This is a genomic window from Psychrobacter pasteurii, assembly GCF_900162815.1.
Taxonomy (GTDB): Bacteria; Pseudomonadota; Gammaproteobacteria; order Pseudomonadales; family Moraxellaceae; genus Psychrobacter; species Psychrobacter pasteurii.
On the sequence record NZ_FUGD01000125.1, the window covers coordinates 1 to 26,634 of the forward strand.

The following is a 26,634-nucleotide window of genomic DNA, read 5'->3' on the forward strand; positions in this document are numbered from 1 at the left end:
CAAGAGACGTCCGTCAATGGTGCAGATATTAGTCAGTGGTATTATTGGCGTTGGCAAATAGAATCTTATTTTAAACTGCTTAAAAGTGCAGGACTTCAGCTAGAGTCCTGGTTACAGCAAAGTGGAGACGCTTATTTTAAGCGGTTGTTAATTGCCTCTCAGGCTTGTACGCTCGTGTGGCGTATTATGCAAGCATCTGATAAACAGTCACAAGAGTTTGCTTTGTTTTTAGTGCGCCTCTCAGGGCGACAAATGAAACGCAGCAAACCAATAACCGCACCTGCTGTGATGGCAGGATTGTTCCAGTGGCTTAATTTTACCGAACTGGTAAATCATTATCCCCCTGACAAACTGCGTGAATTCGCTGATGCCGCTAGTAAATTTGTGTAGATACCTATGCCCTGAAGTGGGTGGTTTTACGGCGACCGGTGATAAAAAAGGTCAGCATTTAGCTGGCCTTTTTTCTTATTTGGATTTTGCCCTTTCAACTACATTGCATGCTATTATTTTTACAAATATTTTTCTAAAGCAACAAAACATAAGAATATACAGAATTGATTAGGGTATATAATCAATCCCTAGCTCAGAAGTTGCATTTGTAGGCTAAAAATCCAATTTAAGGTAAACTAGGGCAAAATTATTTTAATAGACTTCGTATGCCAATTTTTTCTTCTTTAAAACACAGTATTTTTCTGCGCATATATGCAGGACTGCTCTTGATCTGTCTGTTTGTGGCACTTTTTGCCCAATTACTGGTAGACACGATCAATAAAGAGCGCGTTCAAGCTTATCGTGAAAACGTGGCTACGGGCGCTCTGTACTTAGTGAGTTCTGGGCTGCAACAACAATCCTCAGAAACTCAGCGTGAATACTGGCTAAATGATATCAGTCAGTTATTTGGTAATAGTTTTAGCATTCAGCCCGAAGAAAAAATTGATTTTAAAGCCAGTGAGCTAAAGCGATTAGAAGAAAATAAAACCGTTGTTCGTTATGTCGCGCAGCCAGCTTATGCGGATATCTTTCACCCGATTGAGGGAGAAGATAACGTTATAACGGTACGCATTAGCAAAGTTACTGAGCAGCAGCTTCGAGCCATGGCGGTGTTACTGCTGAATGACTTGTCCTACTACAAGGATTTGTCTTCAAAAAGACAGCGTCTTGATGATATTTCTAAGCAGTTTGCTTTCCCGCTGAGTATTGAGAAAATCGTTGATTTAGAGCTAGATGATGATCAACTTCGTCGTTTAGACCGTAATGAAGTGGTCATGCTGTTTCGAGACAGTACCCGCTCTGATGACTCCTCAATTAAGATTATTGCCCCTTCTGAATTAGAAAATATGGCGGTGGTCATTGGACCTGTTGGTCTGTTTAAATGGTTTCCTTTCAACCTGATTATCAGTGTGGTGCTGATTAGTATGTTCCTAATCAGCTTGGGAGTTTATGCTTTGATTTTCCCATTAGAGCGTAAGCTGCAACTGATTCAATCGGGCGTAAATGAAGTAGGTGATGGTAATCTAGACACCCGAGTACAGGTTGTGGGTCAAGATGAAATTGCCCGTTTGGCAGCGACTTTTAACGCTATGACCGAGCACATTAAGCGTCTTATTGAATCGCAGCGTGAGTTGACCCGTGCAGTATCGCATGAGCTGCGTACACCGGTGGCTCGTATTCGTTTTGCGGTTGATATGCTGGCAGACACAGATGATCAAGAATCTCGAGAGATGCAGCGTGACTATATTGATGAAGATATTGAGTCACTAAATGGTCTGATTGATGAGATTTTAACTTACGCTAAGCTAGAGGAAGGCTCACCCAAATTAGATCTTGAGCCCGTTAGTCTAAAAGAATTGGTCGATCAAATTGTGCGTGAGACCAATGCTCTAGGTAAGCCTATTGAAGTGGTTGGTATTTCCCCTTCATCGAAAGTAACGGCCGTGGCGGATAGACGTTATCTACACCGCGTGTTACAGAACTTGGCCGGTAACGCCCTACGTTATGCTGACTCAAAAATTATCATCAGTGCCGGAGTGCGAAAAGGTGAGGCTTACGTCAGTGTAGAAGATGATGGTCAGGGTATCCCTGAAGAAGATAGAGATAAGGTATTCGTGCCCTTTGCGCGTCTTGATAATAGCCGTACTCGTGCTTCAGGGGGTTATGGGCTAGGATTGTCTATTGTTTCAAGGATTGCTTTCTGGTTTAACGGAAAAATGTCAGTTGATGAAAGTCCAAAACTGGGCGGTGCTCGCTTCACTATGCGGTGGCCGATTAAGCCTTTGACTCAAACCATTTCAGCCGATCAATTGACTCAAGAAAAAGGTGCTCGCAAACTTATCGAAAGCGATGACTAGCAGATAGCCAGAATGCGTGCTGAGTTTATAATAGAAAAAGCCCAAGGCCATATGGCCCTGGGCTTTTTTGTGGGAGTTGGTTTTAGAGTAATTGGCTACTGGTTTAAGGCTCTATTTAAAAGCTTAAAGTTACTGTTCTGCTTTATTGGGCTTATTCTCTACGTCGTTATTCTCTTCTTTTTCTTTGCCAGGATGAGATTGTGACACTAAGGGGATACGCACACAGACTTGTAGCCCGCCTTCAGGGTGGTTGATGGCTTCAACCGTACCATGGTGTAGCCCAGTAATGCGCTGTACGATGGCTAGGCCAAGTCCACTACCTTGGGTGGTGCGAGCAGATTCTCCACGCTCAAAAGGCTGCATAATGCGTTCTAAATGGTCATTGGCTACCCCAGGGCCGCAGTCACGGACACAGATAATCAATTGCTCTTTGGCCTTACGCACCATGCCAGGTGTAGATACCGAAGTTTCATCATTAGGATCGACTTCTTGTGAGTTGAACGTTGGCGTGATGGTAGCCGTTAGATAAATAGGGGGCTTACCGTAACGCTGAGCGTTGACAATTAGGTTCACAATCAGCCGTTTAATAGACAAAGGGCGGACCGCAACTTCTCGTAGCCCATCGGTTTGATAGATGAACTCTAAGGGGGCAAACTGCACCATGACTTCACGAAATATATTGTCTAAGTTGGTCAAGCTAACCGCTTCATCTGAGCCATCTTTCATGAATGAGATAAACTGCTCCAAAATTGCATCCATATCTTCGATGTCATAGATTAGCCCTTCACGGAAGAACTCATCAGGCAGCATTTCTGCAGTTAAGCGCATACGGGTTAGGGGAGTGCGCAAGTCATGAGAAATACCAGCAAGCATAATGGTACGCTCTTTTTGGGCTTGGCTGAGTGTACTAAACAAGCGATTGAAAGCCATGTTCACACGGCGAATTTCAGCACTACCCGAGTTAGTAGGTAGAGTAGTGGCCGTGCCCAGACGGATATAGTTTGTAGCCGCTTGTTGTAGCTTACGTAAAGGACGGTTTAACTGTCGCACCAACAGTAGTATAGTTAGTAGGGTGAATAGGGGAATACCCAATAAGAAGAAAACCAGTGAACTTGGGCTATATTGTGCATAAAATATAACAGGTTCACGTATCCAAAACTCTGGGGATGCTGTATCCTGAACCCAGAGCTGTGGTGTCGGTTTAAACTTAAAGTAGACCACACTTTCACGGCCGAGCTGCTGGCTGATTTCTTGCTGAATAACATCGGTAAAGAAGCCAACCACAGCTTTATCTGAAACATCAGGAAACTGGCTAGGGTCTTCTACGACCTCAATGTGATTATTAGCAAGAACCCACTGTCTAACCTCTTCGTTCTCCATCCAGTGCTCTCGAGTTGCTGTGACTAACTTAAGCTCTGTGGTCAGGTAACGAGCATGGTTTTTTAACTCAGGCAAGTACAAACTTCGCCAAAAAAACCAGATCGATACCACGACACTAACCATGACCATCAGCATCACGGCAAGCGTCGTCTGCCAAGTGTTTGAGTACGGTTTTAAACCGAACTGGGAGAAGAAAGAACGTGAAGAGGCTTTGTTCATGGGGACATCGCTTATAATTTAATGAGGGTTACAGTTTTAATTAAGTAAAAGGTTTCCAAGTCATTAGTATTCTGATATAATTATGCCCTTTTTGGTATACCTACGGAAGAGAGAACTCAAATGGTTGTTATTCGTTTAGCACGGGGCGGTGCCAAAAAACGCCCATTCTATCAAGTTGTTGTAGCAGATCAGCGTCGTTCACGCGATGGCCGTTACATCGAAAATCTAGGCTTTTATAACCCACTAGCACAAGGTCAGGAAACTGAACTTCGTCTAGATATGGATGCTTATAATGCTTGGATCGCAAAAGGTGCACAGCCTTCAGAGCGCGTTAAAGCATTAGCTAAAGGTTATAAGCCTGCAACTGAAGAAGTAACTGCTTAAGACATAATTTGTTTTGCAATGGGATAGTATCTCATTGCACTGCAGTTTTGAGTAATTGTTTTTTTATTAATTGTGGCTGAGCAAGTCTTATGACAACACCAAACGCTGACAGTCTTATGAAAATAGGACAGCTAAAAAAACCATACGGCATTAAAGGCTGGTTATGGGTTTTTAGCGAAACTGAGGAACGAGAAGCTATCTTTAGTTACTCCCCTTGGTGGATGAAGACGGCGACAGGGTTTAAACCACTGACCGTTACAGACTGGCGTAAGCAAGGGTCTGGTATTGTGGCTCAATTTGAGCAAGTGCCTGATCGTAACGTTGCTGAAACTATGAATGGCGTTAGTATTTGGATTGACAAAGACAGCTTACCTGAGACTGAAGAAGACGAGTACTACTGGTCTGATTTGGTTGGCTTAAGTGTTATTAATAAGCAGCAGGAATGTCTTGGTACAATCAAAGAGCTGTTTGAAACCGGTGCACACCCGATCATGAAGGTAGTGCCTAGTAAAGACAGTATCGATGATGAGCCACGTATGATTCCTTGGCACAAGCAAACTGTCGATGTGGTCGATTTGGCTGCTGGACAGATGATTGTAGATTGGGAGCGTGACTTTTAATTACCGACTTTTAGCTTGAGACACCTTAAGCTTTGCAGTTAGGAATTAAGGTTAGCGTTTTTATTTTAAATCAACTGTCATTATTTTGGCGTTAATTGGGAGGTGACCTAATGTATTTTGCAGTCATCACCATTCTGCCTGAGATGTTTACCGCTATTAGCGAGTTTGGCATTACTGGTAGAGCCGTTCAAAATAAGCAAGTTACTATCGAGTGCATAAATCCTCGTGATTTTACGACAGATAATTATCGCCGTATAGATGAGCGCCCCTTTGGTGGTGGTCCCGGTATGGTGATGATGGCAGAACCTTTGGCCAAAGCCATTGAATATGCCAAGTCGCAAGCCAGTCAATATGGCTGTGCCACAGATGCAGCACATTGCCCAGTGATTTATATGTCTCCGCAAGGCGACAGTTTAAATGAAACAGCGGTAGTGGCATTACGTCAATATGACGCGATGATCTTGCTATGTGGTCGTTATGAAGGCATTGATGAGCGACTATTGCAGCGTTACGTTGATATGGAGATCTCAATAGGAGATTTTGTATTGACCGGCGGTGAGCTACCCGCGATGGTATTGATGGACAGTGTGATTCGTAGATTGCCCGATGTGATGGGTGACGCACAATCCGCTGAGCAAGACTCCTTTGTTGAAGGCTTGCTAGATTGTCCACACTACACCAAGCCTCATGAATTTGAAGGTTTGGCTGTGCCAGAAGTCCTACTTTCTGGTCACCATGCCAATATCGCAAAGTGGCGTTTTGTGCAACAAGTTAAGCGTACTCAACAAAGACGTCCTGACTTGTGGCAAAAATTTACCCCAAACGCAGAGCAGGCCCGCTTGCTCAAAAAAGTTAAAGACGAAATAAAGTAGACAGGGGATAGACCTGACAGCGCTTTATTGATCGTTAACTTTATTATTTTATTGATATCAGATTCAAACTAATGTTCTTTATTGCAGTGGCCAAAAGTCACCTTAAGACCATTAGTGCTATTGGTTCAATATCGATAGCAGTCAAAACCGATTTCTTATTCCTGTTTCTCCTTTAAGCTCTTTATTGAGTGCAAGGGGTTATTATTATAAACGGGTGGTATGCGACTTATAGCCTATGCCGTCCCATGTGAGGAGCAATCTCATGAGTAATGTACATCCATTAGTACAAGCAGTTGAAAATTCACAACTACTTGAGCGTCCTAACTTCTCTGCTGGTGATACTGTAGTAGTTCAAGTTAAAGTACGTGAAGGCGAGCGTGAGCGTTTACAGGCTTTTGAAGGCGTTGTAATCGCTAAGCGTAACCGTGGTCTTAACTCTGCATTTACCGTTCGTAAAATTTCAAGCGGTATCGGTGTTGAGCGTGCTTTTCAGTTACATTCACCAATTATTCATAGCATCGAAGTGAAACGTCGTGGTGCCGTACGTCGTGCGAAACTATACTACTTACGTGAGCGTTCTGGTAAATCTGCACGTATTCGTGAAAAGTTATCTTTACGCCGTGAAGGTGTTCAGAGCAAAACTGACGCGGGCGTTCCAGAAGCAGCAGATAAATAAAAACTGCACCAGACATCTAAGCTTAGCCTAATACTAGGCAAAAGTATTAATTAGTTGTATACCAAAAAGAGCTGGTAACTCAACCGTTATCAGGAAAAGCCCTCAATCCGCAAGGATTGGGGGCTTTTCGCTTTCTATAATAAACTATATTTAAAGAAATCAGTGAGTTAGCCTGAAAATGTGCTCGTATTATTTTTCTAGTTAGACTACAATACTTAACCACACTTACTGCTGCCCTGTAGTTTTATTAATCAGTCCTTTAGCCAGGGAAGATTTATTGTATAAGGAGATACTATGAGTAATGACTCATTGCCAAATTCTGGGGGGGCTTCCCAAGAGCAAGATATTGCTTTATCAGGAACCTATGAGCAGCTGCACAAGCCAAGCTCTAGTTTTGCCAGTCGTGATGACTATCTAAATCATGAACTGCAAATCATGCAACCTAAGCGCTGGAAACCAAACCTCCCTTTCCGTGATTACCGTTTTGAATATGAAGACACTATCCCAGCTTTAGCGGCCACCATTGGTAAGGTCGTTATGGTCGGGGCTATTGCTGCGACTTTCGCTGGTGCTTTAGGGTTAGATGATGCGTTTATTTTAGAGAACGTACGCTATGAGCTGTTGATTGTTGCTTTCTTCGTTATGCTATTCTCCGGCTTCTTACTGCCAACAGCTAACTTAGCAGGTACTCATGGTCCCTTGATTCCACTTATTCCGATTGTGGTTTTAGCCGGTGGTCACCCTATGGCTTTTGGTCTACTAATTGGTTTGTTTGGAATGTTATTGGCCATTAGTAAAGGGGGGAGTTTGCTGGCAGAGCTGACCAGTAAGGGGGTCTGTGGCGGTCTACTGCTCTACCTGGGCTTTATTGGAACTACCTCGCAAGTCGGCAAGCTATTAAGCTGGTCACAAGATATCAATATGCCACACATTGCCTTTGTGGTGATCTTAACTACCATTATCTTATACGCTGTGCTTGAGAACTATAATAAGCGTTGGCTTGCGGTTCCTTTAAGCTGCTTATTGGGCGGCGGTGTTGCTTTTTTACTAGGCGCACCTTTTGCGTTCGAGACTGGGCCAGGCTTGCCACACATGAGTCCTATGTATTGGTGGGGTGAAGACACGGGTTGGATGTTAGGTCTGCCGAATTTAGAAAGCTTTATGGTCGTACTGCCATTTGCAGTATTGGCTGTGGCTATGTGGTCGCCTGACTTCTTAGGGCATCAGGTTTTCCAAAGAATCAGTTATCCAAAACGCACTGATAAAGTGATTATGGATATTGACGATACTATGGCCAGTGCTTCGGTACGCCAGGTAGTGGGCTCAGTCTTGGGCGGTGCCAACTTTACCTCGTCGTGGGGTACTTATATCGTTCCTGCCGCTATTGCCAAGCGTCCTATCCCAGCAGGTGCGGTGATAACTGCGCTACTATGTGTGATTGCTGCAGTATGGGGCTATCCTATGGACTTAGCCATTTGGGAGCCTGTGATGTGTGTGGCGCTAATCGTGGGGGTATTTATTCCGCTACTTGAAGCCGGTATGGAAATGACTCGTGAAGGTAAAACTACACAATCAGCTGCCATCGTAGTATTCGCCTCAGCTTTGGTTAACCCAGCCTTTGGTTGGTCGTTGACTATGTTGTTAGATAACTTAGGTCTGATTGGTTCAAAAGAGCGTAGTGCGGCGTTAACCAAAATGAGCCGCTGGATTATTCCAGCCTTCATGTTTGTGCTATTAACCGTGGTTATGGCGATGGTAGGTATGTTGCCAGGTATTCCAGCGTTAATGCCAAGCTTTAGACACTAGAAGTCTAATAACAGAACGATGATATTTAGATTAAGAAGCTGGCTGTATGCCAGCTTTTTTTATGTCTAATTTTTTTAAGTTTTCTGAATACGTTTTAGCTTTTTGAATACAACCGTGTGTTAAACCATGGTTTTGATTGGTATGGTTTTTGATTGGATAGTGACCGTGTACAATACGCGGAAATCATAATTGTAAAAATGGGATAAATGATGAGAAAAATACTAGCAATAGCCCTGATTGTTTTTGGGATAGCGGCGATTATTGGCGGGGTTGTTATGCTCTATAGTCTAAAAGGGGGTGGCGATGAAAAAGTACGCTATCTACCGCCGTCTGTTGAGGAAGCTACAAAGGCAGTTATCTAGTGTCAGTTGCTGTTTAGGCAGCCTACAAAAGCGGCAACAACCGTGCTTGTAATAGTGGCTATGTCGCCCCATTAATAAAGATATAGTCCTATATTTTTTTATTTGGTAAACCATGGTGAATAAGTCTGCATCAGTGACGACTGATGATAAACAAGCGCGTCTAAAGCATCTCATTAAGCGTATGCCCAATTTACCTGGCGTGTATAAAATGCTGGGTAAAAATGGGGATATCTTGTATGTGGGTAAAGCAAAATCGCTAAAGAATCGGGTCAACAGCTATTTTGCTAAGACCATTGATCACCCAAAAACTCGGGCGTTGGTTTCTCGTATTCATAATATTGAGACCATTATTACCCGAAGTGAGACTGAAGCTCTTCTGCTAGAACAAAACCTGATTAAAGAACATCGTCCGCCTTATAACGTCTTGCTACGTGATGATAAGTCGTATTTGTATGTCTTCATTTCAGCCGATCAGCCTTATCCGAGATTGGCGTATGGACGCGGTAAAGCCAAACATCAAAAAGGCAAATTCTTTGGCCCTTTTCCTTCGGCGCATGCGGCCAAAGAGACTTTAACTTTGATGCAAAAGATGTTTCAGATGCGTCAGTGCACCAACACCTTCTTTCGTCAACGTAAGCGCCCGTGTCTGGAATATCAGATTAAGCGCTGCCGAGCACCCTGTGTGGGCTTGGTATCGCCTGAAGAGTATGCTGAAGATGTACAAAATACCATTCGCTTTTTAAAAGGCGACTCAAGTGATATTCACTCCGCTTTAATCGATAAGATGGAAGCGGCGGCTGAAGACTTGGCCTTTGAAAAAGCGGCTTTTTATCGTGACCAGCTGTCTATGCTGCGTGAGGTACAGTCACGCCAAGCGGTTTATACCGTTCAGGGTGAGGCCGATGTTATCTCTATTGCCAGTCAAGCAGGGATGACCTGTGTGAATGTATTGACCGTGCGTGGTGGTCGGGTGTTGGGTGGCAAAAACTATTTCCCTGATGTCGATAGCAGTGAACCTATCAGCAATAATTTGTCCGCCTTTATCACTTCATTTTATTTTCAGGTTACGGATGATTTACCACCAGAGATTATCATTAGCCACGAATTACCTGACCAGCAGGCACTACAAGAAGCACTAAGCACTCACTTTGAGAGTAAGACAGTCATTAAGACCAATGTGCGTGAGCATCGGGCTGAGTGGCTCGACTTGGCGAAACTAAATGCCAATAATGCCCTGAAGACTAAGCTTGGTGATTATCTAGAGTTGCACGCACGCTTTGGGGCCTTAAAAGAAGTGCTTAAGCCGGTTACCCAGACCAATATCGATAAAATTGAGTGTTTTGATATCTCGCATACTATGGGTGAAGCTACCATTGCCAGTTGTGTGGTGTTTGACCAGGGTGGTGCCCGTAAGCGAGATTATCGTCAATATGCCATTCACGGCGTACAAGACGGTGATGATTATGCGGCCATGGCTCAGGCGTTAACCCGTCGCTATAAGAAGCATCCCTTGCCAGATATCTTATTAATTGATGGCGGTAAGGGTCAGTTAAATATGGCCAAAAATGTGCTCACCGAGCTAGGTATCTTAAATGAAACCTTGCTGATTGGGGTTGCAAAAGGGGAGGGGCGTAAGGCTGGGCTTGAAGTATTGCACTTTATTGATAATGAGCCTTTAGATCTGCCCATGGACTCCAAAGCGCTGCATTTAATCATGAATATCCGTGATGAGGCGCACCGCTTTGCCATTACTGCCCACCGTAAGAAGCGTGATAAACGCCGCTCCTCTTCAGTATTAGAGGCCATTCCTGGGCTAGGGGAGAAGCGTCGTCGTGATTTATTAAACCATTTTGGGGGCTTGCAGCAGCTGTTAGGTGCTTCGCAGCAAGAGCTTGAAGGGGTAAAGGGTATTGGTAAAGTGATGGCCAATACCATTTATAAAGTGTTGCATGAGTAGCTTTTAACTATCTAATAGCTTATATATTTGCTACTCATGGCGAGATTACGGACTACTTGTTGTTTAGGCGGTTGACCATTTGCTCACGTAACCAAGACTTTAAGTCTTCTGACATATTGGCCAATTGCTCGCTAAGATAGTCGTCGATTCGGTTTTCAAGCTCTTTAATAAAGTCCGCATCAAGCTCAGCCTGTGGTGCGGTATTATCGAAAGCAAATGACGCTGGGGCCGAGATATCTGTTTCAGCTGTCTCAGTACTGGTCACAGCAGTAGGTTGTGATTCTAAGGTCTCTGTATCAGTGTCAGCCGCTTCCACTTCGGTAGCTTCTTCTTGTGATTCTAAGGTTTCGATTTCTGAAGATTCGGTAGTGGAAGCTTCTTCAACATCAGTCTCAATACTGCTATCTACTAGCTCACTATCTGCCTGTTGTTCTTCGGCTTGCTGCTGCTCTAAAGTTTGTTGCTCTTCATTTAACAGACGTTCAGCCTCTAGCGCTTCAAACTCAGCTCTTTCTGCCTCTAAGCGCTCAGCTTCCAATCTTTCCGCTTCAAGACGGGCTGCCTCTTTTTCAGCAGCCACTTCGGAATTAATGGCATCGATATGCGAATGCAAATCGGGTACCGTAAACTCGAAACTTTCTAAATCGGTGTCTGCATCAAGCAGCAGCATGATGTCTTCAAACTCTTGTAGCAAAGCGTCTTTAACCGCTTGTGGTGCATTGCTCCAGCGATGAGAGAATTGGTGTGAGAATGCAACTTGTGCCATATTAATTTGTCTCCATCAGAGTTTGAAAAGTTAAATGATAGTAGTTATGCAGTAAGCCGAGTTAGTCTGACCAACGTGAGAAGATTAACGAGCCGTTAGTGCCGCCAAAGCCAAAGCTATTGGACATAGAGTAGTTAAGATTGCTCACTGAGCGGGCTTCATTGGCCACATAATCTAGGTGACAGTTCTCATCTACATTGTCTAAGTTGATGGTGGGCGGAACGGTCTGATCTAGTAAAGCCTGAATACTAAAGATGGCTTCGATTGCCCCTGCAGCTCCTAAAAGATGTCCCGTCATTGATTTGGTAGAGCTCACTAATAGGCTGTCTTTACAGTCTTCAAAGATACCTTCAATAGCTTTGGACTCTGCCACATCTCCAGCCGGAGTACTCGTACCATGGGCGTTGATATAGCCAATTTCACAAGGGTCAATCCCTGCGTCTTTAATGGCCATAACCATCGCTCTGGCTGCGCCTTCACCATTGGTTGGTGGCGCCGTAATATGGTGAGCATCGTCACTCATACCAAAGCCTGCCAACTCGGCTAAGATAGTCGCGCCTCGTGCCTTAGCGTGGGCTAGGCTTTCTAGTACCAATACCCCCGAGCCATCGCCAAGCACGAAACCATCACGGTCTTTATCAAAAGGGCGGCTGGCACGAGTAGGGTCGTCATTACGAGTAGATAAGGCGCCCATAGCGGCAAATCCGGCCATACCTAGAGGGCTAGAGCCTTTTTCACTACCACCCGCTAACATGACATCACAGTCGCCATACGCGATTAAGCGAGCCGCTAGTCCAATGGCGTGAGCCGCAGAAGTACATGCTGTTGCAGTCGCTAAGTTGGGACCGCGTAAGTTATGCTTGATGGCCACCATACCGGCTGCCATATTAATAATTGAGCCTGGTAGCGCAAAAGGAGAGACACGGCGTGTCCCTTGATTGGTTAAGGCATCGCGGTTGTCTTCTAACGTTTGTAGACCGCCAATTCCGGCACCAATGATAACCCCGAAGCGATCAGAGTCAACGTTTTGTACAGGAGCCATCTCTGCAGAGACTTCTTCAATGAAGCCGGCTTGTTTTAGGGCCATACTGGCAGCGGCTACCCCATAATGAATAAACACATCATAGCGACGAGCTTCTTTAGCCGCCATAAACTGACTGGCATCAAAGCCTTCCACAGTGCCTGCAAATTGAGCACGGTAGCTTGAAGCATCAAAGTGAGTGATGGGCTTAATCCCACTTTCGCCTTTGATTAAGCGTTGCCAAGTGGTGTCTAAGTCTAAGCCAAGCGGCGTTACTGCTCCCATACCTGTAATCACCACACGCTGATGATCTGGGCGCTCGAAGTGAGCAGGCTTACTGCCCACTGAAGGGCTGTCTAAATTTTGAGTTGTATTTGTAGTAGGCTGACTCATTATGTTATTGCCTTATTCCTTAGCCGGTCCTTGTTGCTAAGCGAGACTTGAAAGGGTCATCAAGCTGCTAATTATACTCACTAAGATTCGCCATAAACTTTTAGTTTAGCGGCAAATGCACATTGCTTCATACGAGCTGACTGTATCACTGCATCGCGCTCACCAAACAGGCGTGAAAGTTTGGCATCTCGGGCATTGTTGTTTGTGCTTTTGCCAACACCAATATTGATATTGGGAGAAATACCCCAACGACCAGCAGACACGCCCACACCGACGCCTGTGGTAGTCAATCCTGAATAGCTTCTACTTTCTTTATTAATATAGGATTGAATGCGCTGGTATTCTTGAGACAGTGCTGAACAGTCATAGGTTTGATAAGTGCTTGGGGGAATGTACTGTGGGGTGACATTACCGGTGCTGGCACAGCCACTGATAACCAGGATACTGCCAACCACTGCAGCAGAAGTCATTAAAGATTTTACGCTAAGTTTTGGCATAGGAGCTCCTAAGTTGATAATTGCTTTAATTAAGATTATACAGTGAATAAGGGCTTCACTTGTATATAGAATTATTAACTGTATTGAGTTATGAATGCTGTCACCAGATGGTGATAGTCGCTGGGCTACATTTGGTTTACATGAAATTCCCAGGTTTAACAAAAGCTAAGATAAAAATAGCCACGTAAGCGATGAAAGCGATAAAGATACCAGACTTACTTTGCGCTGGTGTTGCCGTCGCTCTAAAGGCTTTAATGCTAGCACTTATTGCCGCTAGGAGTAATATAATTTTGGCAACCACCCATTGTAGTGAGGCGTTGGCTGACAATAGCGGCATGACGTTTAATACTCCTGAAATAATTAATAGAGTATAGACCACGTGGGTAGCAATTTTACCCTTTTTATCAAAGCGGGTGCCTTTGCTCATCACCAAGTAGCTTTGCCATAAAAAAAGCACTACAGTGATGACTGCCATTAACATGTGTAAGTGTTTCATAGTTTCCTCTAGCCAGTTGTCCAGCTAATAAAATTAGTGACTTTTATTATTACTTGTTATTAGTCTTTGTTTTGGCCGGCACAAAGTGGGCTGGCAGGTACAGTTTCATTTCGCTGCTGCCACTCATCTGGGCTGTAAGCGTGGATCGCTAAGGCATGAATGCTTCCGCCTTGGCTGGTCATTAATTCATTCATTAGCCCATAGATTAATTGGTGTCTGGCAACCCGCCTTTTTCCCTCAAATTCAGGGCTGACCACAGTCAACTTAAAGTGGCTTTCTTTGCCTTCAAAATAACCGGCATGGTTCATCGACTCATTAACTAACTCGGTGTGAGTAGGGTTAAGAGCTTCTACGCGCTTTAATACTTCATTATGGGTTTGCACGTCCTTTCTCCTAATACTTGATCTGACTGCTATCAATGGTTGGCAATCTAAATAACTAAATACGTGGTCCTATATTAACAGTTAATAGCAGGCTTGCTCTAGTGGCTGTCTGCAACACAAGTGACAATGAGGTGCGCAGTGCCTAGTAAGTTATCCAACAACCTATTCATTAATCCCTATGAAAAACAGCCTGTGCAAGGCAGCAGGCTGTTTTTTTAAATCATAGGCTTTGCATACAAGCTTTTGCAAAATAAGCACAAAGCATTATTTTTTAAACCATTATTTTTTATAATAAGGCATCACTTGAGGGATTAACGCTTGTAGTGACGCGATACGGTTAGAGCTTGATGGGTGAGTACTTAAGAATTGAGGCGGCTCACCTTGACTAGCACTTTGCATTTTTTTCCATAAGCTTACTGCAGCATTAGGATCGTAGCCTGCTTTGGCCATAAGTACTAAGCCAATCTTATCGGCTTCTGCTTCTTGAGTACGGCTGTTCGGGCGAGCAATGCCTAAATCACCTGCCATGCTTGCTAACTGTGCTTGACCTTGTGATAGACCAAAGACGCTAGCGGCAATACCGATACCAGTTTGTGTAGCGTATTGGCTTGAAATACGCTCGCGGGCATGTTCACGGATAGCGTGAGCCATTTCGTGACCCATAATAGCGGCAATTTCTGCATCAGTAAGGTTTAAGCGATCGATAATACCTGAGTAAAACATGATTTTACCCCCAGGTAAAACAAAGGCGTTTAACTCATTAGACTTAATGGTGTGAACTTCCCATTGCCAGTTTTTGGCATCTCCCCGATAAACCTCTGCTTGGTTGATCAGTTTACGCGCAATCCCATTTAGACGGGCCAGCTGAGCAGCGTTGGTGTCTAGCACTTTTTTGTTGCGGGCTTCTTGAAGCAGCTGGTTATAGCTTTGTGCTGACATCTGCATAACTTGATCATTAGAGACCAATAATAACTGCTGTCTGTCACTGCCAATTACGCCGGAATTGGTGGTCGAGCTACACCCAGTCAATGCCATAGCTGATACTGAAGCCACCAAAGTGGTTTTAATTAAAAATTTTTTCATTCCTTTCCTCATTAATAGGTCTACGTCATTTCTCTGTCTCAATCAAAGCACCTAAGAGAATTACTAATATGATAGTGATTAAAATAGAATAACTATTAAAGTAGATCATAATAGCGGACAGAGAATATGGCGGATGAATTCTGATTATGAGCTAAAGTTTAGCGAATACAGCTGAGTAAAACAGCTGTTTATTGTAATTCATACGTTAAAAAACGTTGTTCATTTGAGGATATTGTTCAAATACAGAGCTATATCTGGGCTATATCAGGCCTAATTAAAAAAATGATGAAAAAGGTGTTGACATAATTTTAATTTAATCTATAATAGCCCACCTATCAAGAGGCAGTAGCTTTAGTAGTTAATACTAGCTTATGCACTCGATCGATGCGGGAATAGCTCAGCTGGTAGAGCACGACCTTGCCAAGGTCGGGGTCGCGAGTTCGAATCTCGTTTCCCGCTCCAAATTCGCTCTTAGAGCATAAAAAACCTCACTTCTCTTAATTAGGGTTGTGAGGTTTTTTTATGCCTACAATCTATATATCTGCTCTTATCTCTGTAATAAAAAAGCTATCAAACAAACTATCAAAATAAAATGAACTCAACTCCTAATGAAAAGCCCACGGTTAATTCGTGGGCTTTTTGTTTTGTGGTTAATATCTGGTTGATAGCCAAGCATAGGTTAAAGCTCAACTATTCTAGCTGCTGTATAAGGGTCCATTATGATTACAGAAACAACAGGTTAATAATCTAGAGATATAAAAATATAGCTAATTGCATGGGTTTATATAGAAACGCACCCTAAGAAACCATAAATGAGGTGGCTATTTATAATTCCCTTAATTATAATAAGGATATATTCGGTATTTGCTTAGCTTATTATCTCTAAGCCTGAAAACTCTGAAAATATAATACTTAACAGCCAAACTCTCTATAACTTATTGCTGGGGCTGAGTTTAGATTAGCCAGTTTTATCTGCGGTTAACCTAAGGCAAACACCCAGAATCAACTTATTGTTCAGCCCTCACTTAATGTATTTTTTCTCGCTATTTTTATTTACAAAGAAAGTACGTTTCTAGCCCTTTACTCTCTATTTCATGGACAGGCTATTTGATGAGCAGATTATTTGATGAGTAAGTTGGCAACGCTATTCGACGATATTTTTCATAATAAAAATAAAATTTTTAAAATTAGTAAAGCTACCGTAAGGGGAAACCTATGCAAACACAGAGTCAACCAGTAAAGCGGGCCGAGCCCGTTAAGCGACAGTGGCTAAGTGCGCTGGTGATGTCTTTTATTGCCCTACCATTAATTGCCATTTTATTTGTTTGTGCTTATGGCTTTATTGTTTGGTTTGGCCAAATGTTTTTTTGGGGACCACCAACCTAAGCACAACACCCAACATCACTTATTTTGCATGGCTTTATGACATGCAAATTACCCATTATTGACTAGGGTCAGAGTAAAAAACAATTTAAAAAAAGTTTTTTACTTTTTGATAAAAATGGCAAGGAATTATCATGGATGCTATAAAACGGCTATTTGATTGGCTGCGTCGACTTCTATTTCAGCCCGCAACAAAAATCGGTTTGGGCGTATTGGTGCTCATCGGTTTTATCGGTGGGGTTTGGTTTTGGGCGGGATTCAACACCGCTTTAGAGGCCACCAACAGCGAAGAGTTCTGTCTGTCTTGTCACACTATGGAAGACAATATGCTGCCTGAACTGCAAAAAACAGTGCACTGGCAAAACCGTACTGGGGTTCGAGCCGAGTGTCAGGATTGTCACGTACCGCATGATTTCACCGATAAGATTGCGCGTAAGATGCAGGCTTCACGTGAAGTGTTGTCGCATGTGATGGGCGACATTGGTACCCGTGAGAAATTCTTAGCCCACCGTGGTGTCTTAGCTCAGCGTGAATGGGCCCGCTTTAAAGCCAACAACTCAAAAGAATGTCGTAACTGTCACGACTATGACAGCATGGACTTCAGTAAGATGCGAGTGACTTCACAGATGATCATGCGTAGTGCGGCAGAGCGTGATGCCAGCTGTGTGGATTGTCACAAAGGAATTGCACACGAGTTGCCAGTTATGGAAGGCATGCACAACCCAGCGTTTGACTCTTTAGTGTCAGAAGCGGGCAGCACCAAAATTAATGTGGGCGAGACTTATTACAACATCGTGCCTCAGACGCTATACCTTGATGCGGATAAATCCAAAAAAGCCGGTACCATCGAAGTGGCTGCTCCCGCCAAAGTTATCGCTCATGAAAAAGGCATGACTCAGATTGAGCTGGACATGTGGCGTAAAAACAAAGGCTTTGGCCGAGTTTGGTATACCCACTTTGGTTTGAATATTGTGGATGCCATTATTGAAAAAGAATTGTCGCGTGATGAGTCTATTGTCAAAGTAACCGAATCAAAAGAAGACCCGATGACCGGGCTTGAATGGCAAAAAGTTAGTGGTCAGTTCTGGGTAGAAGATGGTCTATTAATGAAGAGCTTAGAGCCGGCGTGGGATATTGCAGGTCAAACTTATGATGATAACTGTAGTGTGTGTCACCGTCAGCCCAACCCAGCTTCGCATGATGCGAACCAGTGGCCAGGATTATGGAGTGGTATGGTCGGGTTTACTAACCTAGATGATGACACAGGCGGGCTGGTATTGAAGTACTTACAGCTGAATTCATCAGACTTCGCTGGAAGTAAACATGCCCCAGGTTCGCCAGAGAATACCATCCAAATGGCAAGACCATAACCCACCATTACGCTTAAGAATAAGAGGTACATTATGAAAACTATAAACCGTAGGGGCTTCTTAAAATCGCTGGCCGCTTTATCTGGAACGGCGATGCTACCTATGCCACTATTAGCCGATGACAGCGTCTTAACTAATGCTAAAGGTGGTAAGCTTGAAGAGCAAGATTGGAGCGGCTGGAAGATGTCAGGCGCTCACTGGGGAGCTTTTCGCGCTAGAGTTGAGGCGGATAAACTGGTAGAGATTAAGCCTTTTGAGTTTGATCAGTATCCAACTAAGATTTTGGATGGGGTGCCAGGTATTATTTATAGCCCATCGCGGGTTCGTTATCCGATGATCCGAGTCGATTGGTATAAAAACCGCCAAAACAGTGACACCTCACAGCGTGGGGATAACCGCTTTGTACGAGTGAGTTGGGATGAAGCGTTAGATATTCTTTATGAGGAATTAGAGCGTATTCAAAGAGATTATGGTCCTTGGGCACTACATACCGCAAACGTGGGTTGGCGCTCGGTTGGTAACGTCCACAGCTGTGGTAATCACATGTTACGTGCCATTGCCATGCATGGTAAGAGTGTGGGTACCGCTGGTGACTATTCAACGGGTGCCGGTCAGATGATCCTGCCTTATATCTTGGGGTCGACGGAGGTTTACTCACAAGGCACCTCTTGGCCGCTGATCTTAGAGAATTCTAAAGTCATTATTTTCTGGGCTAACGATCCAATTAAAAACTTACAAGTAGGCTGGAACACCGAGACTCATGAAGCCTATGAGTACTTTGAAATCTTACGCGATAAAGTTAGAAATAAAGAAATCGAAGTCATCTGTATTGACCCGGTGAAGAGTAAAACGCAAAACTATCTTGAGTGTGAACACCAGTTCGTCAACCCAATGACAGACGTGGCATTCATGCTAGGTATTGCTCATACCTTATATACTGAAAAACTCTATGATAAAGAGTTTGTCGATATGTACGCCCTAGGTCTAGATGAGTTTACCCCGTACTTGATGGGTAAGACTGAAGACAAGGTTGAAAAGACCCCTGAGTGGGCGGAGAAAATTTGTGGCGTTAAAGCTGACAGAATACGTGAGCTGGCGCGCAAAATGGCTAAAAATCGTACCCAGCTTTGCTTTGGTTGGGCGATTCAGCGTCAACAGCATGGCGAGCAGCCTTACTGGATGGGAGCTATTATTGCGGCTATGTTGGGTCAGATTGGGCTACCCGGTGGCGGCATTAGCTACTCGCATCACTACAGCTCAGTAGGGGTACCAACCTCAGGAGCTTCCATGCCAGGTGCTTTTCCACTGAACTTAGATACCGGTCGTAAAGCCAAATACGATAACAGTGACTACAATGGCTATAGCTCAGTGATTCCTGTGGCACGTATGGTTGATTGTCTACTAGAGCCGGGTAAGAAGATTAACTTTAACGGTCATGAAGTCACTTTACCTCCGCTAAAAATGGGGATCTTCACCGGCAGTAACCAGTGGCACCGTCACCAAGATCGCAACCGCATGAAGCAGGGTTACCGTAATATGGAGACCGTAGTGTCGGTCGACTATAACTGGACGGCCACTTGTCGTTTCGCTGATATTGTATTGCCGGCTTGTACCCCTTATGAGCGCAACGACTTGGATGCCTATGGCTCGTACAGTAACCGCGGCGTTATCGCCATGCATAAGCTGGTGGACCCGCTGTATCACTCAAAGTCAGACTTTGATATCTGGTACGAATTCAGCAAACGCATGGGTCGTGAAATCGAATATAGCCGCGCCATGAATGAGATGCAGTGGATTGAGCAGCTGTATGAAGATTGCCGTGCTGAGAACTTGAAGAAAGATTTCTACATGCCAGAGTTCAAAGAGTTCTGGGAAAAAGGCTATGTATTGTTCCCAGAAGGGGATAACTGGGTACGTCATGCTGATTTCCGCGAAGACCCTGAAGTGAACGCTTTAGGAACGCCTTCGGGGTTCATTGAGATTAGTAGCCGCAAGATTGCCAGCTACGGCTATGAAGACTGTAAAGGTCACCCCATTTGGATGGAAAAAACAGAACGCTCACACGGTGGCCCAGGTTCTGAAAAATACCCACTGTGGCTGCAGTCGGTACACCCTGACACCCGTTTGCACTCCCAGACTTGTGAGTCTGAAGAGCGCCGAGCGACTTATACTGTTCAAGACCGTGAGCCTTGCTACATTGGTCCAGAAGATGCCAAAACTCGTGGTATCAAAGATGGGGACTTGGTGCGTGTCTTTAACGACCGTGGTCAACTGCTGGCTGGTGCGGTAATTTCAGACAACTTCCCGCCAGGCGTTATTCGCATTCAAGAAGGGGCGTGGTATGGTCCAACGGGTCCAGAGATTGGGGCCCTAGATACCTATGGTGACCCCAACACTTTAACCTTAGATATTGGAACTTCAATGTTGGCTCAAGGCCCGAGTGCCAATACCTGTTTGGTTGAGATTGAGAAGTTTGTGGGCAAAGCGCCTGCAGTGACTGCTTTTGGTGGTCCTACTTATGTCAATCCAGATGGCTCATCAGCTAGCGAAGATAAAGGCTAGAGACTAGGAATAGACAGTCAGTCTCGGCCTGTAGAGCAAGTTGGGCTGGCTGGCTTTAGTAACGATAACTTCAATAGCTTTAATAATACGGAGCAGGGACTTTGCTTACAGTTTAGGCAAAGCCCCTATTCTCTATTTTAGTAAGTCTTTTCGCTACTATATACGGTAGTGGTCTGGTGAATGCTTCTAATAATCCTTTAGAGTAATGGAATTCCCATGAATAATGAACAACAATGGCAAGCAGCCAATAAGGCGCGTGCGGCTTTGTATCGCTGGTTTGCTGAGATTTTTGCCCGTGAGTTCAATAAACAAAACTTAGCCAAGCTACAGCAGCAATACCCGGCTTTGCATCAGGCTTTTTCAGGATTGGGCTTACAAGAGCCGAGTGAGCGACTGCAAAAGGCGTTAAATAACCTTAAAGTTATTCCCGAAGCAGATAGAGCCCTTGAGTTAGCGGCAGATTTTGCGCATATGTTCTTGTTAAGTGGTCATCAAAGTGCGCCACCTTATGCCTCTTATTATTTGGATGCAGATAAAATGCTGTATGGCAAACCGGCGCAGCAAATGAGTCAGTTTTTGGCCGAGCATCAGCTGGATTTGCACCCTGATTTTCGAGAGCCGAAAGACCATCTGAGTATCTATCTACAAGTATTAAGCTTGTGGATTCAGCATGGCAGTAAGGGTGAGACAGAAGGTAAAGACTCTGCAAATACGGCCGCTGAGCAAAGTGAGTTTTTGCAAAGTGCTTTATTAAATTGGCTTCCGAAATTTAATGAGCGCTGCCAAAGTATCCAAGTAAAAACGCAGGTTTACCCCGCATTAACTGACTTGCTACTACACTTTGTAGCAGCTGACCAACAAGCTTTGGTAGAGCTAGACTAAATATCCTGAGTTTGGTATAAGCCGGTCAAAAAAAAGAAGCTCTTGTGCCTTTGTGTGCTTATCTCAAAAGCTTGATGGGAAGTTGCACAGGTATTAGCTTTGTGGATGCTACCAAACTATCTGTATGCCATAACCGGCGGATTAAGCGTCATAAGGTGTTTGAGGGGATTGCTCAAAGAGGCAAGACAAGTATGGGTTGGTTTTACGGATTTAAACTGCACGCTATTATCAATCATCACGGTGAGTTATTATAGATTAGAGTCACTCCGGGAAATATAGATGATAGAGAGCCGTTAAGACAGGGCCTAACAAATGATATATTCGGTAAACTGTTTGGTGATCGAGGTTATGTCAGTCAAGATTTAAAAGATAAACTATTTAATGACTTCAATATATGACTTCAATATCGATTTTCTCTGTACACGACAAAAATGCTCGAGCCCATCCCGAATTCTGTGTAACTGCAATTTACTAACAGGGTATAAGCAGTTATACAAAGTTTGGGAAAGTCTCTAAATCAAATAAACTTCTCAAACAATCCTAAAAGCTCATTTTCACTTAGCTTGACTTCCCCTTCATGATCAGTGCTTAAGATAGATTTAGCAAGCTCGGCTTTATTTTTTTGCATATCAATAATTTTTTCTTCAATGCTTTGATTGGTAATCAGTTTGTAAACGAATACAGGCTTGTCTTGTCCAATCCGCCATGCCCTATCAGAAGCTTGGTCTTCGGCAGCAGGGTTCCACCAGGGGTCATAGTGAATTACAGTATCGGCTGTGGTTAAATTCAGACCTACACCGCCCGCTTTTAGGCTGATTAGAAACACAGGTACTTGCCCAGTCTGGAAGGCATCGATTGCTTCATTACGTTTTTTGGTTTGCCCCGTAAGTGTAGTAAAATCGATTTTTTGAACAATAAGTTGCTTTTCTATTAACGCAAGCATACTGGTAAATTGTGAGAAAATTAGAATTTTGCGACCCTCGCTGACCATATCTACCACCATTGCTATCAGATAATCAAGTTTGGCGGACTTCATAGTTTTATATTTGGTAGGTTTTTTGTCTTTTGGCAAACTATCCAAATTCAGCAAGCTAGGGTGACAGCAGACCTGTCGCAGCTTGAGTAAAGCATCTAAGATTTGGATTTGACTGCGTTTAAAGCCTTTTTGAGCGATGATTTTTTTGATGCTATGCTGCATGGTCGCTCGCACTGCTTCATACAGTTTGGACTGCTCATTATTCATGTCAATATTGACTTCGATGGTAGTTTTGGGAGGTAACTCTTTGACAACGTCAGTTTTCAGACGACGGAGCATAAAAGGTTTGACTCGATTGATTAGTTTTTTGCGTTTGTGTTGATCACCTTTTTTCTCAATAGGATGGCGGTAGTTTTTATTAAAAACATCTTGACTGCCCAAGAACCCTGGCATCAGAAAGTAAAATAACGACCACAATTCACCGAGATGGTTTTCCATGGGAGTTCCTGTCAGACATAGACGGTGTCTGGCGGTCAGTGAGCGTAACACTTGGGCGGATTTACTGCGGGGGTTTTTGATATTCTGAGCTTCATCAAGAATAATTTGGTGGAATTGATGGTCTTTTAGAACCTCTTCATCACGCACTACCAGCGGATAAGTAGTAAGCACGATATCATGCTGTTTGATCTTGTCAAAATCATCATGGCGATTTGGGCCATGCAGTAGCAATACGGACAGCTCTGGAGTAAATTTCTCGGCTTCTTTTTGCCAGTTATGCATTAGTGAAGTGGGAGCAACGATTAACACAGGCCGGTCGGTCAAATGCCCTGCCTGTTTTTCCATTAAAATATGAGCAAGCGTTTGGGCGGTTTTACCAAGTCCCATATCATCAGCAAGGACACCACCATGTTCAGTTTGGGCTAAAAACTGCAGCCAAGCTAAGCCCTGTTGTTGGTAGGGCCGCAATTCCCCATGGAAACCTTTTGGTGTAGGCAGGTTGGACTGATAGCCTGCTTTTAGCTTTTCACTAAACCTTTTGAGTTTTTCAGGCATTTGCCATGCCATACCTAGGGTGTGCTCAAGGTCAAATAATAGGTGGGCATCGTATCTATCGATTTTTCGATCATCTTGTGATAACAGATGACTTAAATTTTGTAAAATCGGTAAAATTTCTTTGAAAGCCACTGCTAACTTAGGGCGACCGCTACCTACATTCACCGCAAATAGATAATTTTTATCAATGAGATTTTCAATATCTTTCTGCATCAGGTAAGGATACTGCTCCAGCAAATACGCCACGATACTCAGCAAATCATATTTATGCCCTTCGCTATCGCTGACCGTTGCCCCCACTTCAAACCAGTGACTGCCCTCATCGCCATTATCAATTTTATCATCAGTCAAAGTTTCGACAACCAACTCTGGATTGTGCGACATTTCAGCATCAATCGGACTGTCCGCTAAATGCTCAACTTGCCAACCGATTTCGGCAAGTTTATCTATAGGCAATAAGGCGTTGAGTGCTTCGTCCAATTCGATAGTGGCTTGATTTTTACTGACATTTTCCGCTGTTTTGAGCCATTTAAAAGAGTTCAGCTGTTTTTTTAACGTTCTTAAGGCTTTGTTCTCGGCTTTAATATCTCGGTATTGATGGTAGCGCTTGCCTTGATATCGCGTGGTAAAAAACTCAGTTTCAGCGCCCATTCTGGCAGGGATTTCCCCTGTTTTATAGGAAAAAAACAATTCCGCCTTGACAAACTTTTTGTCAATCCATTGCTCTTGCCATAGTACTTTTTTCATTTGCCAAGGTAAGTAGCGTTCGTCGATACTGCTAAAACGGATTATCGGCTGTGATATGCCGTGGACATCTTCAATGGGTTGGACGGATTTGGGTTTAGGTAATTTTTGAGTTATTTTATGACTTGATAAAACATCGTCTACTTCATTTACTAATTGTTTGGGAATAACAGGCATGCTCATCAGTCTAAATAGCATATCGCTTGGCATATCACCGATAACATCGGTATTGACTAACCCAATCTGACGTTTAGCGCGATTAAAAAAGGTTAAAGGCTGAGTAAATAGCACATCAAAATTTTCGATTTGACCAAACCTATAGCGATTTTGGTCTTTGTCGAGTAAATTAAATTGGAGTTTTTCGCCATGCTGGTGGTTGTTTTCAAGCCACTCAACTTCCATATTTAAAATCTCATCTGACCAAGTGATAGGATGGAATTGCTCTTCTTCCCAATCTTTATCCCACTGGGTTTTATAGTATAAAATCTTATTTTCGATAAGTTGCTTTATTAAGTTGAGCGGTAATTCGTTAACTATCATGTAAGCCTTAGAAAAAACGGCTAGCTGCTGTGCTTTGACATGGTCATAAATTTGATTAAATAACGCTTTAGTAGCTGCAGGGAATTGTGAATAGCTGTAATAGATATTGCTGTATTGATTATAGGTTTTGGGAGCTCTAATTTCGCCTGATTTGATGCGGCGAACTTTGATTAATTCTAGCTGTAACTCCCCAAACTCTTGTTCAATTAGATATACAAAAGGGGAGGACTGATGAGTGACTGGGTAACTTTTTGTGTTTTTATCTAATTTAATTAAGCTTTGGCGTAAGTTATTGAGCCAACGCAGAGCGTTATCATGTTGAGTGCTGGTATTCAAAGTTGTGTTAAGGCCAGATTGGTTAAAGCTGCTAGTTGGTGGTATAGGCAAGGGTTTAGCTAATACCGAGATTAATTCTTGGTACTCTGATAGATCGTTAAACTCAGATTTTTTTTGCATTAAAGCTTGGAGGAATTCTTGACCTTCAAACGAAAACTCACGCATGGAATTGTTTTTCTCGGCTTCTTGGTTTCGAAAAAGACGTGCTAATGCTGCTCCGTGCTTACAAAAACTTCCCACAGGGCAAGAGCAATCACTCTGTGTGATACGCTGACTTGCTTTGTGGTAAGCAATTTTGGTGTGGTATTCTTTCGTTCCTTTAACATTAGCTTGTAGTAGAGTGGCTTGAGCGCTTTCGGTTCTTTCAAAACTGGCGAGATCAATTTTGCTGACATACTCAAGGCTTCGGTTAATGGTTTGGCTGTTAAATTTATAGAGTAAGTTGGCAAGAGTAGTGATAGGTTTTGACATGGAAATTCAAGCTCTTATTTAAGGTTACGCAAAAAAATTATATTATCTATTATTTAGGGCTTACACAATATCTGGTGGCGGTTCAAAAAGTAGGCTGGCATTAGACAGACCCATGATTGATGTAAAAGAAAGCTAAATCAAAGGCTTAAAAGTGCCGGACTTCAGTTAGAGTCCTGGTTACAGCAAAGTGGAGACGCTTATTTTAAGCGGTTGTTAATTGCCTCTCAGGCTTGTACGCTCGTGTGGCGTATTATGCAAGCATCTGATAAACAGTCGAAAGAGTTTGCTTTGTTTTTAGTGCGCCTCTCAGGTCGGCAAATGAAACGCAGCAAACCAATAACCGCACCTGCTGTGATGGCAGGATTGTTCCAGTGGCTTAATTTTACCGAAATGGTAAATCATTATCCCCCTGACAAACTGCGTGAATTCGCTGATGCCGCTAGTAAATTTGTGTAGATACCTATGCACTTCAGGGGGTGGATATAAGGCGACACACACTGTCGTAAGAAGTCGTTAAAGGGTTGTAAGTTAAAATCAACCTCGCCATACTGAATATATGAAAACCCTCAAGCTACGCATTAAAGACAAACACATAAAAGAGCTGAATCAGCTAAGCGGTTCGGTAAACTTCGTGTGGAACTATGTTAATGCGCTTTGCTTTGAGCATTTAAACCGTACCGGTAGGTTTTTTAGTGCTTATGATTTAAGTGAGTATACCAAAGGTAGCGGTGAGTATTTAGGATTACACAGTCAGACCTTACAGGCTATCAATGAGACACACGCTAAATCACGTAAACAATTTAAAAAAGCTAAGCTTAACTGGCGTACCAATCGTCCTGATGCCAAGCGTAAATCCCTGGGTTGGATACCTTTTAAAAAGTCTGCTATCAAGTATCTCAGCACAAGACAAACGGGAAAGAAAGCACTGAAATCAACCCTTCAATTATCACTATCCAAAGGTCAAAAGCTTATCATCGATGTATTCGATAGCTACAACCTAAGCCTATATCAAATTAACACCTTAGAGATAGTACAAGACAGTCGTAATCGTTGG

The 26,634-nt window shown here is 43.4% G+C and carries 22 protein-coding genes, 1 tRNA gene and 2 pseudogenes; 17 read left to right on the forward strand and 8 right to left on the reverse strand.

What is annotated here, in order from left to right; translation table 11 throughout:
• Together A1232T_RS11055 and A1232T_RS11060 are read left to right on the forward strand one after the other, a co-directional pair.
• Positions 1-390, forward strand: a pseudogene (locus tag A1232T_RS11055) (transposase); the annotation flags it as partial.
• A 266-nt stretch (positions 391-656) separates the two neighbouring features.
• Complete coding sequence (locus A1232T_RS11060) at positions 657-2,348, forward strand: ATP-binding protein (RefSeq protein ID WP_077449463.1); 1,692 nt, start codon at positions 657-659, stop codon at positions 2,346-2,348.
• 129 nt (positions 2,349-2,477) lie between these two features.
• Here the strand turns inward: A1232T_RS11060 and A1232T_RS11065 are convergent, their stop codons facing one another.
• Positions 2,478-3,947, reverse strand: coding sequence for an ATP-binding protein (locus A1232T_RS11065; RefSeq protein WP_077449464.1), 1,470 nt, complete (start codon positions 3,945-3,947; stop codon positions 2,478-2,480).
• Between the two features lie 120 nt (positions 3,948-4,067).
• Here A1232T_RS11065 and rpsP point away from each other — a divergent pair, with 120 nt between their 5' ends.
• The 7 genes from rpsP to uvrC all read left to right on the forward strand — a co-directional run bounded on the left by rpsP (position 4,068) and on the right by uvrC (position 10,624).
• On the forward strand, positions 4,068-4,331 hold the full coding sequence (gene rpsP / locus A1232T_RS11070; RefSeq protein WP_077449465.1) for a 30S ribosomal protein S16: 264 nt from the start codon (positions 4,068-4,070) through the stop codon (positions 4,329-4,331).
• A gap of 89 nt (positions 4,332-4,420) precedes the next feature.
• The gene (gene rimM, locus A1232T_RS11075; RefSeq protein WP_077449466.1) at positions 4,421-4,951 is read left to right on the forward strand and encodes a ribosome maturation factor RimM; all 531 of its coding nucleotides are present in this window, start codon (positions 4,421-4,423) and stop codon (positions 4,949-4,951) included.
• Between the two features lie 110 nt (positions 4,952-5,061).
• On the forward strand, positions 5,062-5,823 hold the full coding sequence (trmD, locus tag A1232T_RS11080) for a tRNA (guanosine(37)-N1)-methyltransferase TrmD (protein ID WP_077449467.1): 762 nt from the start codon (positions 5,062-5,064) through the stop codon (positions 5,821-5,823).
• A gap of 262 nt (positions 5,824-6,085) precedes the next feature.
• Positions 6,086-6,499: a 50S ribosomal protein L19 gene (gene rplS, locus A1232T_RS11085; protein WP_077449468.1), complete on the forward strand. Its 414-nt coding sequence runs from the start codon at positions 6,086-6,088 to the stop codon at positions 6,497-6,499.
• A gap of 294 nt (positions 6,500-6,793) precedes the next feature.
• Positions 6,794-8,305: a DUF3360 family protein gene (locus tag A1232T_RS11090; protein WP_077449469.1), complete on the forward strand. Its 1,512-nt coding sequence runs from the start codon at positions 6,794-6,796 to the stop codon at positions 8,303-8,305.
• 209 nt (positions 8,306-8,514) lie between these two features.
• The gene (locus A1232T_RS14160; RefSeq protein ID WP_167367073.1) at positions 8,515-8,667 is read left to right on the forward strand and encodes a hypothetical protein; all 153 of its coding nucleotides are present in this window, start codon (positions 8,515-8,517) and stop codon (positions 8,665-8,667) included.
• Between the two features lie 112 nt (positions 8,668-8,779).
• Positions 8,780-10,624 (forward strand): excinuclease ABC subunit UvrC, encoded by a 1,845-nt coding sequence (gene uvrC, locus A1232T_RS11095; RefSeq protein ID WP_077449470.1) that lies wholly within the window; start codon positions 8,780-8,782, stop codon positions 10,622-10,624.
• A gap of 52 nt (positions 10,625-10,676) precedes the next feature.
• On the opposite strand, the gene A1232T_RS11100 is transcribed toward uvrC, so the two are convergent.
• The 6 genes from A1232T_RS11100 to A1232T_RS11125 all read right to left on the reverse strand — a co-directional run bounded on the left by A1232T_RS11100 (position 10,677) and on the right by A1232T_RS11125 (position 15,263).
• Positions 10,677-11,390: a hypothetical protein gene (locus A1232T_RS11100; protein WP_077449471.1), complete on the reverse strand. Its 714-nt coding sequence runs from the start codon at positions 11,388-11,390 to the stop codon at positions 10,677-10,679.
• A gap of 61 nt (positions 11,391-11,451) precedes the next feature.
• Entirely contained in the window at positions 11,452-12,804 is a 1,353-nt protein-coding gene (gene fabF, locus A1232T_RS11105; protein WP_077449472.1) for a beta-ketoacyl-ACP synthase II, read from the reverse strand.
• 80 nt (positions 12,805-12,884) lie between these two features.
• Positions 12,885-13,301 carry a hypothetical protein gene (locus A1232T_RS11110; RefSeq protein WP_077449473.1) on the reverse strand — a complete coding sequence of 139 codons (417 nt, stop codon included), beginning with the start codon at positions 13,299-13,301 and terminating at the stop codon, positions 12,885-12,887.
• A gap of 136 nt (positions 13,302-13,437) precedes the next feature.
• Positions 13,438-13,797: a SirB2 family protein gene (locus A1232T_RS11115; protein ID WP_077449474.1), complete on the reverse strand. Its 360-nt coding sequence runs from the start codon at positions 13,795-13,797 to the stop codon at positions 13,438-13,440.
• A gap of 59 nt (positions 13,798-13,856) precedes the next feature.
• Positions 13,857-14,180 (reverse strand): BolA family protein, encoded by a 324-nt coding sequence (locus tag A1232T_RS11120; protein WP_077449475.1) that lies wholly within the window; start codon positions 14,178-14,180, stop codon positions 13,857-13,859.
• Positions 14,181-14,459: 279 nt separating this feature from the next.
• The gene (locus A1232T_RS11125) at positions 14,460-15,263 is read right to left on the reverse strand and encodes a M48 family metallopeptidase (RefSeq protein ID WP_077449476.1); all 804 of its coding nucleotides are present in this window, start codon (positions 15,261-15,263) and stop codon (positions 14,460-14,462) included.
• Between the two features lie 386 nt (positions 15,264-15,649).
• On the opposite strand from A1232T_RS11125, the gene A1232T_RS11130 reads away from it, so the two are divergent.
• From A1232T_RS11130 to A1232T_RS13715, 6 genes and pseudogenes are all read left to right on the forward strand, one after another.
• Positions 15,650-15,725, forward strand: a tRNA-Gly gene (locus tag A1232T_RS11130).
• A 753-nt stretch (positions 15,726-16,478) separates the two neighbouring features.
• The gene (locus A1232T_RS13940) at positions 16,479-16,649 is read left to right on the forward strand and encodes a periplasmic nitrate reductase, NapE protein (protein ID WP_077449477.1); all 171 of its coding nucleotides are present in this window, start codon (positions 16,479-16,481) and stop codon (positions 16,647-16,649) included.
• A gap of 131 nt (positions 16,650-16,780) precedes the next feature.
• Positions 16,781-18,016, forward strand: coding sequence for a pentaheme c-type cytochrome TorC (gene torC / locus A1232T_RS11140; protein WP_077449478.1), 1,236 nt, complete (start codon positions 16,781-16,783; stop codon positions 18,014-18,016).
• 33 nt (positions 18,017-18,049) lie between these two features.
• Positions 18,050-20,578: a trimethylamine-N-oxide reductase TorA gene (gene torA / locus A1232T_RS11145; RefSeq protein ID WP_077449479.1), complete on the forward strand. Its 2,529-nt coding sequence runs from the start codon at positions 18,050-18,052 to the stop codon at positions 20,576-20,578.
• A 216-nt stretch (positions 20,579-20,794) separates the two neighbouring features.
• Positions 20,795-21,460, forward strand: a complete 666-nt coding sequence (torD, locus tag A1232T_RS11150) for a molecular chaperone TorD (protein ID WP_077449480.1) — start codon at positions 20,795-20,797, stop codon at positions 21,458-21,460.
• Positions 21,461-21,501: 41 nt separating this feature from the next.
• Positions 21,502-21,837: pseudogene (locus tag A1232T_RS13715) on the forward strand (IS982 family transposase); the annotation flags it as partial.
• A gap of 140 nt (positions 21,838-21,977) precedes the next feature.
• Here the strand turns inward: A1232T_RS13715 and A1232T_RS11165 are convergent.
• Complete coding sequence (locus A1232T_RS11165; protein ID WP_077449482.1) at positions 21,978-25,580, reverse strand: DEAD/DEAH box helicase; 3,603 nt, start codon at positions 25,578-25,580, stop codon at positions 21,978-21,980.
• A gap of 252 nt (positions 25,581-25,832) precedes the next feature.
• On the opposite strand from A1232T_RS11165, the gene A1232T_RS11170 reads away from it, so the two are divergent.
• Both A1232T_RS11170 and A1232T_RS11175 read left to right on the forward strand, forming a co-directional pair.
• Positions 25,833-26,036: a hypothetical protein gene (locus A1232T_RS11170; RefSeq protein WP_208606949.1), complete on the forward strand. Its 204-nt coding sequence runs from the start codon at positions 25,833-25,835 to the stop codon at positions 26,034-26,036.
• Between the two features lie 100 nt (positions 26,037-26,136).
• A partial coding sequence (locus tag A1232T_RS11175; RefSeq protein ID WP_482822386.1) for a nuclease/transposase family protein occupies positions 26,137-26,634 on the forward strand: 498 nt, incomplete at its 3' end.

Coding starts and splice junctions, on each gene's coding strand:
- A1232T_RS11060 (WP_077449463.1), top strand. CDS start 657: ATGCCAATTTTTTCTTCTTTAAAACACAGTATTTTTCTGCGCATATAT.
- A1232T_RS11065 (WP_077449464.1), bottom strand. CDS start 3,947: ATGAACAAAGCCTCTTCACGTTCTTTCTTCTCCCAGTTCGGTTTAAAA.
- rpsP (WP_077449465.1), top strand. CDS start 4,068: ATGGTTGTTATTCGTTTAGCACGGGGCGGTGCCAAAAAACGCCCATTC.
- rimM (WP_077449466.1), top strand. CDS start 4,421: ATGACAACACCAAACGCTGACAGTCTTATGAAAATAGGACAGCTAAAA.
- trmD (WP_077449467.1), top strand. CDS start 5,062: ATGTATTTTGCAGTCATCACCATTCTGCCTGAGATGTTTACCGCTATT.
- rplS (WP_077449468.1), top strand. CDS start 6,086: ATGAGTAATGTACATCCATTAGTACAAGCAGTTGAAAATTCACAACTA.
- A1232T_RS11090 (WP_077449469.1), top strand. CDS start 6,794: ATGAGTAATGACTCATTGCCAAATTCTGGGGGGGCTTCCCAAGAGCAA.
- A1232T_RS14160 (WP_167367073.1), top strand. CDS start 8,515: ATGAGAAAAATACTAGCAATAGCCCTGATTGTTTTTGGGATAGCGGCG.
- uvrC (WP_077449470.1), top strand. CDS start 8,780: ATGGTGAATAAGTCTGCATCAGTGACGACTGATGATAAACAAGCGCGT.
- A1232T_RS11100 (WP_077449471.1), bottom strand. CDS start 11,390: ATGGCACAAGTTGCATTCTCACACCAATTCTCTCATCGCTGGAGCAAT.
- fabF (WP_077449472.1), bottom strand. CDS start 12,804: ATGAGTCAGCCTACTACAAATACAACTCAAAATTTAGACAGCCCTTCA.
- A1232T_RS11110 (WP_077449473.1), bottom strand. CDS start 13,301: ATGCCAAAACTTAGCGTAAAATCTTTAATGACTTCTGCTGCAGTGGTT.
- A1232T_RS11115 (WP_077449474.1), bottom strand. CDS start 13,797: ATGAAACACTTACACATGTTAATGGCAGTCATCACTGTAGTGCTTTTT.
- A1232T_RS11125 (WP_077449476.1), bottom strand. CDS start 15,263: ATGAAAAAATTTTTAATTAAAACCACTTTGGTGGCTTCAGTATCAGCT.
- A1232T_RS13940 (WP_077449477.1), top strand. CDS start 16,479: ATGCAAACACAGAGTCAACCAGTAAAGCGGGCCGAGCCCGTTAAGCGA.
- torC (WP_077449478.1), top strand. CDS start 16,781: ATGGATGCTATAAAACGGCTATTTGATTGGCTGCGTCGACTTCTATTT.
- torA (WP_077449479.1), top strand. CDS start 18,050: ATGAAAACTATAAACCGTAGGGGCTTCTTAAAATCGCTGGCCGCTTTA.
- torD (WP_077449480.1), top strand. CDS start 20,795: ATGAATAATGAACAACAATGGCAAGCAGCCAATAAGGCGCGTGCGGCT.
- A1232T_RS11165 (WP_077449482.1), bottom strand. CDS start 25,580: ATGTCAAAACCTATCACTACTCTTGCCAACTTACTCTATAAATTTAAC.
- A1232T_RS11170 (WP_208606949.1), top strand. CDS start 25,833: ATGCAAGCATCTGATAAACAGTCGAAAGAGTTTGCTTTGTTTTTAGTG.